12 protein-coding genes and 1 tRNA gene are annotated in these 14,653 nt (G+C 69.1%); 2 read left to right on the top strand and 11 right to left on the bottom strand.

Translation table 11 applies throughout. The annotated features are described in order from the left end of the window. Complete coding sequence (locus tag ASG07_RS13785) at window positions 1-1,683, bottom strand: ShlB/FhaC/HecB family hemolysin secretion/activation protein (protein ID WP_236694686.1); 1,683 nt, start codon at window positions 1,681-1,683, stop codon at window positions 1-3. A 162-nt stretch (window positions 1,684-1,845) separates the two neighbouring features. On the opposite strand from ASG07_RS13785, the gene ASG07_RS13780 reads away from it, so the two are divergent. Continuing rightward, window positions 1,846-3,843, top strand: a complete 1,998-nt coding sequence (locus ASG07_RS13780; RefSeq protein WP_055847782.1) for a FecR family protein — start codon at window positions 1,846-1,848, stop codon at window positions 3,841-3,843. Between the two features lie 71 nt (window positions 3,844-3,914). Next, the gene (locus ASG07_RS13775) at window positions 3,915-4,553 is read left to right on the top strand and encodes a TetR/AcrR family transcriptional regulator (protein ID WP_055847779.1); all 639 of its coding nucleotides are present in this window, start codon (window positions 3,915-3,917) and stop codon (window positions 4,551-4,553) included. Here ASG07_RS13775 and ASG07_RS13770 read toward each other — a convergent pair. The 10 genes from ASG07_RS13770 to mreC all read right to left on the bottom strand — a co-directional run bounded on the left by ASG07_RS13770 (window position 4,463) and on the right by mreC (window position 14,644). Then, window positions 4,463-5,956, bottom strand: coding sequence for an efflux transporter outer membrane subunit (locus ASG07_RS13770; protein WP_082474814.1), 1,494 nt, complete (start codon window positions 5,954-5,956; stop codon window positions 4,463-4,465). The genes ASG07_RS13775 and ASG07_RS13770 overlap by 91 nt on opposite strands. Then, on the bottom strand, window positions 5,956-7,521 hold the full coding sequence (locus ASG07_RS13765; RefSeq protein WP_055847776.1) for an MDR family MFS transporter: 1,566 nt from the start codon (window positions 7,519-7,521) through the stop codon (window positions 5,956-5,958). The genes ASG07_RS13770 and ASG07_RS13765 overlap by 1 nt, the downstream gene beginning before the upstream one ends. 2 nt (window positions 7,522-7,523) lie before the next feature. After that, a complete protein-coding gene (locus ASG07_RS13760; RefSeq protein WP_055847772.1) occupies window positions 7,524-8,684 on the bottom strand; it encodes an HlyD family secretion protein in 1,161 nt (386 codons plus the stop codon). Between the two features lie 80 nt (window positions 8,685-8,764). Then, window positions 8,765-9,436: a spermidine synthase gene (locus ASG07_RS13755; protein WP_055847769.1), complete on the bottom strand. Its 672-nt coding sequence runs from the start codon at window positions 9,434-9,436 to the stop codon at window positions 8,765-8,767. Further along, entirely contained in the window at window positions 9,433-9,783 is a 351-nt protein-coding gene (locus tag ASG07_RS13750; RefSeq protein ID WP_055847765.1) for a DUF6481 family protein, read from the bottom strand. The genes ASG07_RS13755 and ASG07_RS13750 overlap by 4 nt, the downstream gene beginning before the upstream one ends. 101 nt (window positions 9,784-9,884) lie before the next feature. Continuing rightward, window positions 9,885-9,960 (bottom strand) — tRNA-Lys (locus tag ASG07_RS13745). 91 nt (window positions 9,961-10,051) lie between these two features. Continuing rightward, window positions 10,052-11,161, bottom strand: coding sequence for a rod shape-determining protein RodA (rodA, locus tag ASG07_RS13740; protein ID WP_055847761.1), 1,110 nt, complete (start codon window positions 11,159-11,161; stop codon window positions 10,052-10,054). Next, window positions 11,158-13,233, bottom strand: a complete 2,076-nt coding sequence (gene mrdA, locus ASG07_RS13735; protein WP_055847758.1) for a penicillin-binding protein 2 — start codon at window positions 13,231-13,233, stop codon at window positions 11,158-11,160. Before mrdA ends, rodA begins: the two co-directional genes overlap by 4 nt. Continuing rightward, the gene (gene mreD / locus ASG07_RS13730) at window positions 13,230-13,769 is read right to left on the bottom strand and encodes a rod shape-determining protein MreD (RefSeq protein ID WP_055847755.1); all 540 of its coding nucleotides are present in this window, start codon (window positions 13,767-13,769) and stop codon (window positions 13,230-13,232) included. The genes mrdA and mreD overlap by 4 nt, the downstream gene beginning before the upstream one ends. Continuing rightward, complete coding sequence (gene mreC, locus ASG07_RS13725) at window positions 13,766-14,644, bottom strand: rod shape-determining protein MreC (protein WP_055847754.1); 879 nt, start codon at window positions 14,642-14,644, stop codon at window positions 13,766-13,768. The genes mreD and mreC overlap by 4 nt, the downstream gene beginning before the upstream one ends. Window positions 14,645-14,653 lie beyond the last annotated feature (9 nt).

The raw sequence follows: 14,653 nt of genomic DNA, 5'->3' as shown, positions 1-14,653 counted from the left end.
TCAGAAGCTACGCGACAGGCGGACGGACAGGCGCGGGCGGCGGTTACGCGTGTCGAACCGGTCGGCGTTCAGCGGCAGGGCGATTTCGATCATTCCGTCGAGGCGCGCGAACAGTCCGGCGCGGACGCCGGCTCCGCTCGACAGCAGCGAGCCGCCGCCGATGCCGTGCCGCCAATTGCTGACATGGCCACCGTCGACGAACGCATAGACCTGCGCCCGCTCGATCGCGCCCGGCGCGACGCGGCCCAGATCGCCGCGCAGCTCGACCGAGCCGAGGATGCCGTTGTCGCCCGTCCGCTCGGCATAGTCATAGCCACGACCGAATGCCGGTCCGCCCGCGCCGATCTCGGCCGTGGCGAGCACGGGGCGCGAGGCAAGCTGGCCGGAGGAGCCGAGCACAAGAGTGATCGGTCGGGCGAGCGTAAGGACCCATTCGACGGTATAGCCGATCGTCGCGAACCGCGCATCGCCATCGCGGCGGGAGATGCGGGCATCGCCCTCGTGGCTGACACCCGACAGGGGCAGGCCGCCCGTTATCGACGTCTCGCCGCGGAGGATGCCGCCGCCCAGCGCCGTAGCACCGTTCAGCGATCCCGTCAGCGTCGCGAGGCGATCGTCGCGCAGGAGCAGGCCCGACAGGGTCTGCCGGATCTGGATCGCGCGGAACTCCAGCGTTCCCCACAAACTGCGCGCGCGGGAGCGGACCAGCGGCCGGGCATAGGCGGCGGCGAGATCAACGCTTTTGCCGATCACGTCCAGCACGGCTAGGGAGGCGCCGGGGTGGGAGCGTCCATAGGACGCCGATGCCGACAGGACCGCGCCGTCCGCCCCGACCGGCGCGGCATAGCGGCCGCGGACGAACGCGAATTCCGACGGGTCGAACGGAGTTTGCGCGGCAATCAACGACAGTTCGTCGCCCGACCCGGCGAGGCCGCGCAGGCTGGCGAGCATCGTGGAGCGGACCGGCCCCACCTCCCGGCTGCCGCGATTGTCGAGCTGGACGTAGGCGCTCCCGCGGTCCTGAACGATCGTGACGAGGAGGATGCCGAATCCGTCCTGACGGGTGTAGCGGCTGTCCTTCACGCGCACGCCGGCGATGTCGCCGACCAGCAGGATGGCACGTTCCAGTTCTGCGCGGCGCACGCCCCGGCCGGTTACCAGCGCGCGTGTCAACAGGCGGTCGGCAGCGGGATTGGTCGCGCCGATCACGCGCACCGCATCGACGCGGCCATCGTCCAGCGTGACGCGCAGCACGCCGTTGCGCATCGGCTGCGCCTCGATCGAGGCGCTGGCAAAGGGATAGCCGTTGCCGCGGGCCACGCCCGCCACCGCGCCGGCCAGCCGGGCGAGATCGTCACGGCCCAGTTGCCGGCCGACATAGTCGGTAAGGGCTGCGGCGAAGGCGGAGGAGGGGAGCTGCGTCCGCCCGCCGACGGTGATCGCCGCGACGACGCCGGTGGGGCCGTCCGCCGCGCCGATCCGGGGCGTCGGCGTTTCGACGGTCGGTATCGCCGCCGTCGCCTCGCCGGGGTGGACGGCGCGGGGCAACGCCTGTTCCGTGATGCTCGGGTCGGCACGATCGAGGCGAACCTGCGCGAGTGCTGGCACGGTGCACGAAATGCCCAGGGTGGCGGTCAGGACGGCAGCAAGGAATTGGGAGAAACAGGGCATCGCGTCGTCCATCTGGGGTGATGTCCGATCTAGACGGCGAAGCCTTTGCAAAAGGTTAGCCGTGGAATTCGGCCCTAATGCGCGGTTAACCGCATCGGGCAAGACGACCGACACCGGAATGGCGCGACAGGGATGGCGGGTGGTCCCGCCGATGGGGGCCACCAGGAGATCCTCATGCGCAAGCGCCTTCTGTCCCTATTGGCCGTCACCTGTTCGTCCGCCGCGCTGGCGGGGCCGGGTGGCTGGACGATCAGCGAGATGTCGGGGCCGGTGCAGGTGTCGCGCGCAGGGATCGGCAAGATCGCGACGCGCGGCCTGGCGGTGTCGGCTGGCGATACGGTGACGACCGGACGCGGCGGTCGCGTCGTGCTGGTGCGTGGCACCGAATATATGATGGTTTCGCCGTCGTCGCAGCTGCGCCTGCCCGAGACGGAACCCGCCACCGGCGTGACGCGGGTGTGGGAGGATTTCGGCAATATCGTCTTCATGATAAAGAAGAAGATGACGCCGCATTTCGAGGTGAAGACGCCCTATCTGGCCGCCGTCGTGAAGGGGACGACCTTTTCCGTCGGCGTGACCGACACGGGGGCGTCGGTTCAGGTGCTGGAGGGCGCGGTCGACGTCGCCGCCGTCGATGGCGGCGCGCACGACCTGATCCTTCCGGGCGCCGTCGCGCTGGTCGGGGCGGGCGATCGCACGCGGATGCAGGTCGAAAGCAACGGCGTGACCCGTGTGGTCGAGGCTCCTGGCGCGGCTGGCTCCCCGACGCCGACACCGGCTGCTCCCCCGGCGCTTCCTCCGGCGGCGGCAGCCGCGATTCCGGCCGAGGCCGGCGAACCCGTCGCGGTGACCGCCACCGTCTATGAGGCACCGGTATCGGTCGCGGATACGACCGGCGGCCTCGTCAACGGCACGATCGGCGGCGGCATCGCCGCAGCGGTCGCCGATGTCGCCACCGCGACCCGGGTCGCGACCGAGGCATCGACCTATGCGGTGAAGACCGTTGAGATGGCCACGGTCGTGATGACGGCGAAGGCTTCGCAGGACCAGGCCGTCACCACCGCCGGTCAGTCCGATGCGGCGACCGCCGCCGCCACGCAGGCGAAGGCGGATGCCGAGCGGATCGCGCGGGATGCGGCCGCTGCCGCCGCCGCCCGCACCCAGGCGGATCAGGCCGCCCGGATCGCGGCGGACGATGCGGCGAAGACTGCCGCCGTGGCGGCGTCGGAAGCCAGCGCAGCCGACGCGGACCGTCTCGCCAAGGCGACGGCGCAGGTGGAGGCGCAGGCGGCAGCGGCAGCGGCGGCTCGCGCAGCCGAACAGGCGGCGCAGATGATGACCGACACCGCGATGCAGGATGCCGCCAGCGCGGCGGCGGTGGCGTCGGCACAGACGGCGATCGCGGCGCAACAGGCCGCCGATGCCGCCGCCGCTGCGGAGGTGCAGCGGGTTGCGGTGAAGGCGGCTCAGGCCGCGGCGCAGGCGGTGGCCGATCAGGCGGCGCAGGATGCGGCGCTGGCGGCACAGGCCGCTGCCGCCGCAGCCGGCGATTCGGCCGCGCAGGCGGCGGCGGCGCTGGCGGCCGCCAATGCGACGCAAGCGGCCGAAGCGGCCGGCCGGGCCGCCGCTGCGGCGGTGGCTGCGGCTGCCGACAAGTCCGCGAAGGATGCGGCGAAAGCGGCGGCGGATCTTGCTGCGCAGATCGGCAGGGAAGCGGAGCGCGCCGCACGCGCGGCAGCCGAAACTGCCGCTCGCGATGCTGCCAGACTGGCCGATCAGGCCGCCAAGGCCGCCGAGAAGGCCGCAAAGGATGCCGCAAAGGCATCCGAGGATGCGGCGAGGGCCGACGCCGACAAGGCCGCGCGCGATGCCGCGAAGGACGCGGCCACCAAAGCTGCGGAGAAGGCGGCGAAGGAAGCTGAAAGAGCCGCCGATGCCGCATCGGACAAAGCCGCAAAGGATGCCGAAAAAGCGGCCAAGGACGCCCAGCGTGCTGCTGAAAAGGCTGCGGAGGACGCCGTGAAAGCGCAGGAAAAAGCCGCCAAGGACGCGGCCAAAGCGGCCGACGATGCCGCCAAGGCCGCTAATCGCGGTTCGACGCCCGGCCTGCTCGATCCGCTCGGCGTCATTGCGGGCAAGCTCAACGATCTGTTGAAGGGCAGGAAGGACTGATCGGGTTGCGCCGGCAGGAGCGGGGCGGCATCAGGGCGGGATGATGGTCCGGCCGTTCCGATCCTGCCACGATGCGGCGTGACGCGCAGGCGCGGCGCGATGCCCTGATTGCGGCGGCATCCGAATGTTTCCGGGCGAAGGGCTATCTCGTCCCGCTGGAGGAGGTCGCGGCGCAGGCGGGCGTTGGGCGCGGCACGCTCTATCGCAACTTCAAGGATCGCGTGGCGCTGCTGATCGCGGTGTTCGACGTCGAACTGGACCGGATCGAGGCCGGGCTGGACCCGGCGATGCCGCTGGACCGGACGATCGCGGCGATGGCGCTGGCCGGGGTGCAGGCGAGCACGCTGTTCGACCGCATGGCCGCCGACCTGCCGATGGAGGGCGAGACGCGCTCCGCGCTGGAGGAACTGGCGCGGCGACTGGAGCGGATACTCGCACCGTTCGTGGATCGCGCGCACGCCGATGGGACTCTCGACCGGCATGTCACTCCCCGTCAGGCGGTGTTGGCGCTGAGGATGCTCGGCGGGTTGCTGTTGCCGCAACAATCGCGCGATGATGCGGAGGCGATGCTGGCGGAAGCGATGCCCGTGCTGCTCCACGGCCTTCGCCCCCGGACCGGTCAGGGCGCGGGCGGTGTCGTCGAGCCCAGCCCCGTCGAACCCGGCCCGATCGAGCCCGGCCCCGTCCAGCCCAGCCCCAGCGCGTTCTGAACCGCGACATAGCTGTTCGTCAGTTGCGCGGTCGCCTGCGCCACCGCAATCTCGGCGGATAGCCGCTGCCGCTCGACATCGAGCTGGTCGATCGTGGCGCTGGTCCCCGCGCGCATCCGCTGGTCGTTGAGCGCGACGGCGCGCGCGGCGGATCGCTGCGCACCGATCAGGGCGGCGAGTTGCCGGCGAAGATGGCCGAAGCGCGACAGCGACGTCTCCGCATCCTGCAAAGCCGTCAACACCGCCTGCCGGTACTTCGCCTCCGCCTGATCGCGCTGCGCCTCCGAAACGCGGGTCGCGGCGGCGGCGCGCCCGAAGTCGAGGAACGACCAACTGAGCGAGGGGGCGGCGAGGGCGGTCAGGTTCCCGAGATCGAAGATATCGCCCGGGCTGGTGCCGCCGAGCCCGAGCAGACCGAGAAAGCGGATGCCGGGCAGTTGCCTGGCGCGGTTGACGCCGATCGCGGCAGTGCTGCCGGCAAGCTGTCGCTCGGCGGCGCGGACGTCGGGGCGGTTGGCGATCAGGCTGCCGGGGTTGCCGATCGGCACGTTCGCAGGCGGCAGCGGGACGGGTACGACCGTGTCCAGCGTCGCGTCGAGCGCGCCGGGCGCGCGACCGGTCAGGACGGCGAGCTGGTTGAGATACTCGTCACGCTGTGCGCCCAGCGGCACCGCCTGCGCCTGCGTGTTGGACAGTGCTGTCTGGAGTCGCTCCACGTCGAGCGCGGAGGCGGTGCCGGCGGCGTAGCGCTGGCGGGTGAGGGCGACCTGCTGCTCCTGCAATTCCGCAGAGCGGCCGTTGAGGCGGATGCGCGCCTGCACGTCGCGGAGCGAGACATAACCCTGCGCGACCTGCGCTACGAGGCTGACCTGCGCGTCCGCGAGCTCGGCGAAGCGTGCCTCGATCGTCCGCTGCGACTGTTCGACGCCGCGGCGAGCCCCGCCGAACAGGTCGACCTCCCACGACGCGTTGAGACCGGCATTGTAGAAGGAGAGACTGGTGGAGCCGCCGCTAGTCTCGCCACCGCCGCCTTCGCTTCCGCCCAGATCGATACCGGGCACCTCCGCGCGCAGATAGGTGCCGTTGGCGCTGACGCCGGGCAATCGAGCGCTACGCTGCTGCGTCAGTTGCGCACGGGCCTCCCGGATGCGGGCCTGCGCCTCATCGATCGTTGGACTGTGCGCCAGCGCGTCGTCGACGAGGGCGGTCAGCGTCGAGTCGTTCAGCGTCTCCCACCAGCGGGCTAAGCCGGGGGCGCGGGTCAGGGCGGCATCGCCCGCCCGCACGAACGTGCCGCGAGCGGCGGCGTCGGAGGCGACCCTTGGCGGGCCGGCATAGTCCGGCCCGACCGTGCAAGCGGACAGCAGGGCGAGCGCGATGATCGGGGCGGCGCGTATCGTCATCAGTGCATCGCCGCGGGTGCGGCGTCCTTCGGGAGCGGGCGGAGGAACAGGACGAGCGGCAGGACGATGAGCGTCCCCATGCCCATGATCCAGAAGATGTCGTTATAGGTCATGACCAGTGCCTGCCCCTGTATCTGCTGCCCGATCAGCCGCATCGCAGTCGGCGTGCCGCCGACTTGCTGCGACAGCCCGCCGACATAATCCTGCACCGCCGGCGAGTTCGCGTTCAGCGTCTCCTCCAGCCGGCGCGAATGGAACCACATCCGCTGATCTTGCAGGATCGAAATCCCCGCCAACGCGAAGCTGCCGCCGAGATTACGGACGGCGTTGAAGAGACCGGAGGCATCGCCCGCATCCTCCGGCGGGACGGATCGCACCACCGCTTGACTGAGGAACAGCATGCCAAGAATTTGGCCGACGCCGCGCAGAAGCTGCGATTCGGTGAAATCGGGGCCGGACGACGTCAGCGACAGGTTGGCGTCGAGCAAGGCCGACCCGCCCATGATGAACAGCCCCGCCGCGACCGCCAGCCGGATGTCGACGCGCTTCAGCAGGATCGGGACGATCGCCATCATCACCAGACTGGGAAGACCGGACAGCAGCACGACCTTGCCCGATTGCAGCGCGTTGTAATTGGCGATCGCCGACAGGAACTGCGGGATCGCGTAGGAGGTGCCGTAGAGAACCATCCCCAGCACGATGCCCATCAGCGCGACCGAGCCGAACTGCCGATCGAGCAGCAGCTTGAGCTTGATGATCGGTCGTCGCGCGGTCGCCTGCCCCCAGAACAACAGGGCAAAACCGGTGACGGAGACGAACGCCATCCAGCGGATCAGTTCGGACGAGAACCATTGTTCACGCTGGCCGTCCTCCAGGAACACCGTCAGCCCGCCGAGACCGAGCGCGAGGCCGGCGATGCCGAACCAGTCCGCCTCGCCGATCAGGTCGAGGCGCAATTTGTCGTGGGGCAGTCCGACGAGCAGCAGCACCACGAGGATCGCGCAGATCGGTACGTTGAGGAAGAATGCGTAGTGCCAGCTGACATTTTCCGTCAGCCAGCCGCCGATCAATGGCCCGAGAACCGGCCCCATGATCGCGGTCACGCCGAACAGCGCGATGCCGATCGGCTGTTGAGAGCGGGGCAGGCGTTGCGCGATGATCGTCTGCGCGGTCGGGATCATCGCGCCGCCGGTGAAGCCCTGTCCGACCCGGCCGATAATCATCATCGGCAGCGACGTGGAAATGCCGCACAACACCGAAAAGGCGGTGAACAGTCCCGCCGCGATCAGCAGGAAGGTGCGCAGGCCGAGCAGCCGGGTCAGCCAAGCCGACATCGGGATGACGACGATCTCCGCGACCAGATAGGCAGTGGCGATCCACGTCCCCTCGGTTCCGCTCGCGCCGATTTCGCCCTGGATTGTCGGCAGCGACGAATTGACGATCGAGATGTCGAGCGTTGCCATCAACGCGCCGATCGTGCCCGCCGCTACCGCCAGCCACGCCGCGGCATCGGCCTTTTCCGGCAGGCTGCGCGCGGTGGGTCGATCGAGGGCGGCACTGGCCATCGTCAGTGGGCCTGCCGGTCCTGCAATTGCTTCTGCTGGTCGCGGAGGCGATCGAGATCGCCTTTGGCAGAGATCGTATCGACGGTGACCGTCACCGACAGGCCCGGCACCAGCAGCCGACGCGCATCCGGCGTAGCTTCTAGCGCGATCCGCACCGGCACACGCTGGGTGATCTTGGTGAAATTGCCCGTCGCGTTTTCGGGCGGCAGCAGCGAGAATTGAGCACCGGTGCCGGGCGACTGACTGACGACGCGGCCGTGGAGTTCGACACCGTCCAGCGCATCGACCTTGATCGTGGCGGGCTGGCCGACGCGCATCAGCGCCAACTGCGTCTCCTTGAAATTCGCGACGATGTAGAGCTTGTCGAGCGGCACGATCGACATCAGCCGGGTGCCGGCCTGTGCGTACTGGCCGACCGTCACGGTCCTGTCGCCGATGCGGCCGGCGATCGGTGCGCGCAGCAATGTCGCCTGCACGTCGACGTTCGCCGCCTCTCGCTGCGCCTGTGCGGCGCGGCCCTGCGCCTCGCCCTGACGGACCTGCGACGTGAAGCTGGCGATACGGCGTTGCTGCGTGAGGAGCGCCGCTGCCTGGACACGGGCTTCCTCCGCCGATCGCGTCGCGGTGGCGCGAAGCTGCGCCAGCTTCTCCCGCGTCTCGGCACCGGAGGCGGCGAGGGGGGTGTAACGCGCCACCTCGGAGGCATCGAATGCCGCCTGTGCCCGCGCGGCGGCGAGTTGCGCGCGGGCTTGCTCAATGGTGGCATATTGTTCACGGATCTGCGCGCGGGCGCTGTCCGCCTGCGCCTGCGCGACGGCGACCTGCGCGTCGGCCTGCGCCATCTGGGCGCGATAATCGCGCGGGTCGATGCGGACTAGGGGCTGTCCGGCGGCGACGTCCTGGTTGTCCGCGACCAGCACCTCCGCGACATAGCCCGCGGTCTTCGGCGCGACGGTGACCGCGTCGGCGCGAATCGTGGCGTCGTTGGTCTCCTGCCGGAACCGGCCGTGCGTGCGATAGTCGACGAACCAGATCACAACCGCGACGATCAGCCCGAGCACGACGATCAGCAGGATCGCCTTCGCCCTGCCGCTCAGCTTGCGCTTCGGCGGTGTAGCGTCGGCCTCGTCCCGCGGGGCTGGGGCGGTGTCGTCCTGGTTCATGATGCGCTCGACTGCCTGATGTCGGCGCGGGCCATAAACGGACACGGTGTCCGGTTCAACCGATAAGCATGCGATTCATGCTATCGGCGGGTAGCGAACCAGATCACGTGGGTCGGCCCTTTGCCATTGTCGCGCGCCTTGGTGCGGACTTCGTCGACGATGAAGCCGGCATGCGCCAGACGGCGGGCGAACGCCGCATCGGGGGCGGCCGACCAGATCGCGAGGATGCCGCCGGGTCGCAGGGCCATGCGCGCACGGGACAGGCCACGCGACGTGTAGAGGCCGTCGTTCGCCGGACGGGTCAGCCCGTCAGGGCCATTGTCGACGTCGAGCAGGATCGCGTCATATCCGTCCTCCGGCGCATCCAGCACCGCGCCGACATCGGTGAGGCGCAGATCGACGCGGGGATCGTCCAGACAACCGCCCGTCAGGTCCGCCATCGGCCCGCGCGCCCAGTCGACGATGCCGGGAACCAGCTCCGCCACCACTACCCGCGCCTTGGCATCGAGCAGGCCGAGAACCGCGCGCAAGGTAAAGCCCATGCCGTACCCGCCGATCAGCAGCCGGGGCGCGGCGCGCCCCGCCAGCCGCCCGCACGTCATCGTGCCTAGCGCGATCTCGGACCCGTTCATCCGCGTGCTCATCAACTCGTTGCGTTCGAGCACGATCATGAAGTCGCCACCGCGGCGGAACAGTCGGAGCGGCGGACCGCCCGGCACCTCCGCCACGCCCAGCAACTCGCGTGGGGTCAACGCTTGCGAGCTTTCCGCGCGGCATAGCGCGCGTCGCGAGCCGCCTTCAGCTCGGCTTCGGTCGGCAGCAGGCGCGCGGGGTTCTTCGCGGCGAGCGCTTCCGCTTCCGCGGCGGCCTTGGCGGCGGCAGCGGCTTCGCGCTCCGCCTTGGCTTCCGCGATCGCCGCGGCCTTGGCGGCGCGCTTCTCGGCCTCCGCCGCTTCCTTGGCGGCCAGCTTGGCGGCGCGCTCGGCGACGACCTCCGGATCGAGGGCCGGCTTGGCGCGAAGCTGCTCCAGCGCGCGCTGTCTGGCGTCGCGCGCGGCAGCGTTACGCTCGTTGAAATCGGGGGCCTTGAAGCCTGCCATGTAGGGTTCCGCTGTTACGGGCGTGATCGCCCAGGATGAGGATAGTCGGGGAAGCCACAAACCAAAAGGGCTTCGCGTCACCGCGAAGCCCCTGGAAAATCTGGTGGACGCACTTGGGCTCGAACCAAGGACCCGCTGATTAAGAGTCAGCTGCTCTACCAACTGAGCTATGCGTCCGTACCGTTCATCGGGTGGCGCTTGGCACCGCCCCTCGTCGGGAAGCGCGCTGTTAGCAGCGTGGGCGGGCCGCGCAACCCCTTTTTTACGTTCACCAGCCCGGGCGACGGCGATTCTGGCGGTCGATCGACATCAGGATGCCGAGGCTGAGCAGCACGGTCAGCTGGGCCGAACTGCCAAAGCTGACCAGCGGCAACGGGATGCCGACCACGGGGGCAAGACCCATCACCATCATCAGGTTGATCGCGACGTAGAAGAAGATCGTCGTCGCCAGCCCCGCCGCGGTCAGTCGGGCGAACCGCCCCTCCGCCGCCTGCGCGACGTCGATGCCCCAGCGGATAACGAGGAGAAAGGCCAGGATCAGCAGGCACCCGCCGACCAGACCCCATTCCTCCGCCATGGTTGCGAAGACGAAATCGGTATGTCCCTCAGGTAGATAGTCGAGATGGCTCTGGGTGCCGTTGAGGAATCCCTTGCCCCAGAGACCGCCCGACCCGATCGCGATCTTCGACTGGCTGATGTGATAGCCGGTCCCGAGGGGGTCGCTTTCGGGATCAAGGAAGATCATGATCCGGTTGCGCTGGTAGTCGTGGAGCGCGAAGACGACCGCGAGCGGGATCGCCACCGCCACCGCGAGCGCACCGCCGACGAACAGGCGGAGCGGGATGCCGGCTAGGAACATAACCGTCGCGCCGCCCGCGCAGATCATCAGCGCGGTGCCGAGATCGGGTTGTTTCATCACGAACGCTGCGGGGAGGCCGATCAGCAGAGCCGCCGGCCACACCGCCGAAAACCGGCGGGTCTCTCCGGCAGGCAGCAGGTCGTAGAATTTGGCGCAGGCGAGGACGATCGCCGGCTTCATGAACTCCGATGGCTGCAACCGGATGAAGCCGAGATCGAGCCAGCGCTGGCTGCCGCCCTTGATCGCGCCGAGCAATTCCACCAGCACCAGCGCGACGAGGATCGCCGCGTACACGGGCAACGCACCTGCCTTCCAGATGCGCTCCGGCACGCGCGAGATGGCGATGGCGCCACCCAGCAGGATGAAGAAGCGCAGCCCCTGGGATTTCGCCCACGGACTGAACGAACCACCCGCGGCCGAATAGAGCACGATCTGACCGAACACGCCAATCGCGATCACCAGCAGGATGACCTTCCACGGGAGACGGGCCAAACCCTCCGGTACGGTCCGCCCGCTCATTCGCCGCGCTCCATGCTTTCGGTGGAGCCTTCCTCGGCGACGGTGTTCGTCGCAAGGGCCGCCTGCGTCTGGTTGGCGAGGTCGGTCGCGCGTTCGACGGCGGGCGCGTCGCTGGGGACGACCGAGTCGGTCTTGGTCGCGGCGGCGGCCGGGGGCGGGTTGCGGGCGGCGCGATACGCCGCCTCCGTCGCCGCCATGCGCGTCGCGATGTCGCCGCCCCAGGTGGGTTCCACCTCCGCCAGCGATGCCAGCGCCCGGTCGCGATCGAGCATATACGTCATGATGTCGCGCCCGATCAGCGGCGTGTCCAGATTGCGGACGGTATGGCCGTTATGTTCGAGCACGATGCTCGCGGCATAGCGAGGATTGTCGGCGGGCGCGAAGCAGACGAACAGGGCGTGGTCGCGCAGCTTGAACGGCAACTGCCCGTTCTTCAGCACGCCGGAGCGACGCTCTGCCATGGTGATGCGGCGGACCTGGGCAGTGCCGGTCTTCGCCGCAATCTGTACGTTCGGGATCAGCAGCCGTGCCGCCCCGCCGGTGCCGCCGCCATTGACGACGGCCCACATTGCCTCCCGCACCAGTTGCAGGTGTTCGGATTGATAGGGCAGCACCGGCGCGTCACGGTGAACCTGATCGGCCAGAATGCTCGGTTGCAATGCGCGACCGGAGGCGAGGCGTGCTGCCATGACCGCGAGTTGCAGCGGATTGGCGAGAACATCACCTTGCCCGATCGAAGCGTTCAACGCGTCGGAAACGCGCCAATTTGTTTTGTGTTTGCGTAACTTCCACGCAGAATCCGGGACGGTGCCGTAGCGTTGCGTGGTGAACGGCAGGTCGAATTTCTGCCCCAGCCCGACCGTGCGCGCCACCGGCGCGACCCGGTCGTAGCCGAGCCGGCGGATCATCTCGTAGAAATAGATGTCGCATGACTGCGCGACCGCGCCTTTCATGTCGAGCGGGCCGTGGCCGCCGCGCTTGTGGCAGTGGAAGACGCCGGTGCCGACGCGCATCGCGCCGGTGCAGTTGATGCGCTGGTCGGGCGAGACACCAGCATCGAGCAGCGCCAGCGCGTTCATCGGTTTGACCGTGGACCCCGGCGGATAAAGCCCCTGCGTGACCTTGTTCATCAAGGGGACGTGGTCGTCGTCCGACAGCATCTGCCATTCGAGGTGGCTGATCCCGTCAGAGAAGCTGTTGGGATCGTAAGCGGGCACCGAGACCATGCACAGCATCTCGCCGGTGCGGCAGTCGATCACGACCGCCGAACCCGAGTTGGTGCCGAGCCGGCGTGCGGCATATTCCTGAAGCCCGGCATCGATCGTCAGCTTGGCTGTTTTCCCCGGCACGTCGGGACGCGTGGCCAACTCGGCAACCAGCTTGCCACGCGCGGTGACTTCCACGCGCTTTGCCCCCGGCTGGCCGCGCAGCCGGTTTTCCAAAGCCTTTTCAAGACCATCCTTACCGAGCTTGAAGCCCGGTGTCACGAGCAGGCCGTCGCGCGTGGCCTTGAACTGCTCAGCGCTGGGTGCGCCGACATAGCCGGTCAGATGAGCCACCGCGGCACCCGCCGGATAGTGGCGGGCGAAGGCGCGGCTGGGCTGGACGCCGGGCAGTTCGGGCAGGCGCACGCTGACGGCGGCGAACCGCTCCCAGTCGAGTCGCTCGGCCACCTGCACGGGCTGGAACCCCGCGGCGCGGTCGAGATCGATCTTCACGCGCGCCATGTCTTCCGGCGTCAGGCTGAGAAGCTGCCGAAGTACCTCCAGCACGCGATCCTTGTCGCGCAGCCGGTCCGGGATGATATCGACCCGGAAATCGGTGCGGTTGTTGGCGATCGGAACGCCGTTGCGATCGACGATCCAGCCGCGCCGGGGCGGGATCACCGTCGAGTCGACGCGGTTCTTTTCGGACAGGATGCTGTAATGCTCGTTCTGGGCGATCGAGAGCCACGCCATGCGTCCGGCCAGCATCACTCCCACGCCGGCCTGCGCCGCGCCGAGCAGCCATGCCCGGCGGGAGAAGCTGTACGATTGCATCGCCTCCGTGACGATCCTTGGGCTGCGCCTCATGCCGTGTCCCCGGTGGGCAGGCCGGAGTTCATGCCCCGCTTGCGATCGATCCACGCCACCATCCGCGCGGCGACGGGAAACAACAGGATCGTCGCGATCGCCTGCGCTGCCATCGCGGCGTCGATCGGCGCACCCACCGGCATGGCGACGATGTGGCCGCCCGCCAGACAGAAGACGATCGCCGCCGACGCGATCAGCCAGTCCTGCCAGAAATCACGATAGACCAGACGCCGCTCGATCAGATCGATGCCCAGAAAAACGAGCGACCAGAGCAGCACCGAGGAGCCCAGCGGCTGGCCGCTGAGCAGATCGTCGAAGGCGCCGAGGGGAGCGGCGGCCCAGGGCCGCAGCGCGAACCGCGCGAGCAGACGCCACGTCACCAGCACCAGCAGCCCGAGCGGCGGCAGGATCGGAACCGTGGCGACGATCGGGATCGTCGTGGTCAGCGATCCCAGCATCACCGTCATCCACGGCAGCGCGCGGGCACGACCCGGCGGCAGGGGCGGCGCGAAGGGGTTGTATTCGATCCCGCTCAAGGCGCTGTGGCCGGGGCGGGCGCGGCGGGTGGCAGCGGCACGAACACGCGACTGACGATCGCGAAGTCGAACGTATCGGGCTGGGCGAAGGTGCGGGCGATGACCGTGTCGGAACCGCCGGTCACGACCCGCGCCACCGGGATGCCGGGCGCATAGAGGCCGCCGGTGCCGCTCGTCACGAACAGGTCGCCGGGCGAGAAGCGGACGTTGGTCGCGTTGACGGACCGCAGATCGACCGCACCGTCGCCGCGCCCGGCGACGATCGCCGGAAGGCCATCGCGCGTGCGGCGGACGGGGACGATGCTGTCGGGATCGGACAGCAACAGCACGCGTGCGGCATTGAGGCCGGTTTCCGTCACGCGGCCGATCAGCCCCTCCGGACCGCGCACCGGCATGCCCGGCCGCACGCCGTTCAGCCGCCCGGCATTCAACAGGGCGAAGCGGCGGCCGCTGGTGGCGGACGAACTGACGAGACGGGCGGTGACGACCACCTGCTCGTCGCGTTCCCTCAGGACGAGCAAGGTGCGCAACCGGCGATTGTCATAGGCGATGACGCGGGCGCGTGACAGCAATGGACGGGTGACCGCCAGTTCGCGTTTCATCGCCGCATTCTCCTGATGCGCGAATACCCAGCCGTTGATCGCGTCCGGCACCACGGCCAGCCCGCGACCCATCGCCGACAGCCCGGACGACACCGGCACCGTCACGCCCGCTACAGCCATCCGCATGCCGGCGAACAGAGGGGGGTCGAACCGGCTGGCGACGAGCAGGACGCCGCCCACGACCGCGCCGGCCACGGCGAGGACGTAGCCGATGAACATGCTATATTGCCGCCGCCGCGAAAATCCGGTCCTGCGGTCGTGGACGGGCGCCATGCGCCGGCC

The organism is Sphingomonas sp. Leaf343 (genome assembly GCF_001423765.1).
Classification (GTDB): domain Bacteria; phylum Pseudomonadota; class Alphaproteobacteria; order Sphingomonadales; family Sphingomonadaceae; genus Sphingomonas.
Note: the sequence above shows the minus strand (reverse complement) of the source record. Positions and strands in the feature narration are given on the sequence as shown.

Excerpts from the sequence above, each read along its gene's own strand:
- ASG07_RS13785 (WP_236694686.1), bottom strand. The coding sequence starts at position 1,683 with ATGGACGACGCGATGCCCTGTTTCTCCCAATTCCTTGCTGCCGTCCTG.
- ASG07_RS13780 (WP_055847782.1), top strand. The coding sequence starts at position 1,846 with ATGCGCAAGCGCCTTCTGTCCCTATTGGCCGTCACCTGTTCGTCCGCC.
- ASG07_RS13775 (WP_055847779.1), top strand. The coding sequence starts at position 3,915 with ATGCGGCGTGACGCGCAGGCGCGGCGCGATGCCCTGATTGCGGCGGCA.
- ASG07_RS13770 (WP_082474814.1), bottom strand. The coding sequence starts at position 5,956 with ATGACGATACGCGCCGCCCCGATCATCGCGCTCGCCCTGCTGTCCGCT.
- ASG07_RS13765 (WP_055847776.1), bottom strand. The coding sequence starts at position 7,521 with ATGGCCAGTGCCGCCCTCGATCGACCCACCGCGCGCAGCCTGCCGGAA.
- ASG07_RS13760 (WP_055847772.1), bottom strand. The coding sequence starts at position 8,684 with ATGAACCAGGACGACACCGCCCCAGCCCCGCGGGACGAGGCCGACGCT.
- ASG07_RS13750 (WP_055847765.1), bottom strand. The coding sequence starts at position 9,783 with ATGGCAGGCTTCAAGGCCCCCGATTTCAACGAGCGTAACGCTGCCGCG.
- rodA (WP_055847761.1), bottom strand. The coding sequence starts at position 11,161 with ATGAGCGGGCGGACCGTACCGGAGGGTTTGGCCCGTCTCCCGTGGAAG.
- mrdA (WP_055847758.1), bottom strand. The coding sequence starts at position 13,233 with ATGAGGCGCAGCCCAAGGATCGTCACGGAGGCGATGCAATCGTACAGC.
- mreC (WP_055847754.1), bottom strand. The coding sequence starts at position 14,644 with ATGGCGCCCGTCCACGACCGCAGGACCGGATTTTCGCGGCGGCGGCAA.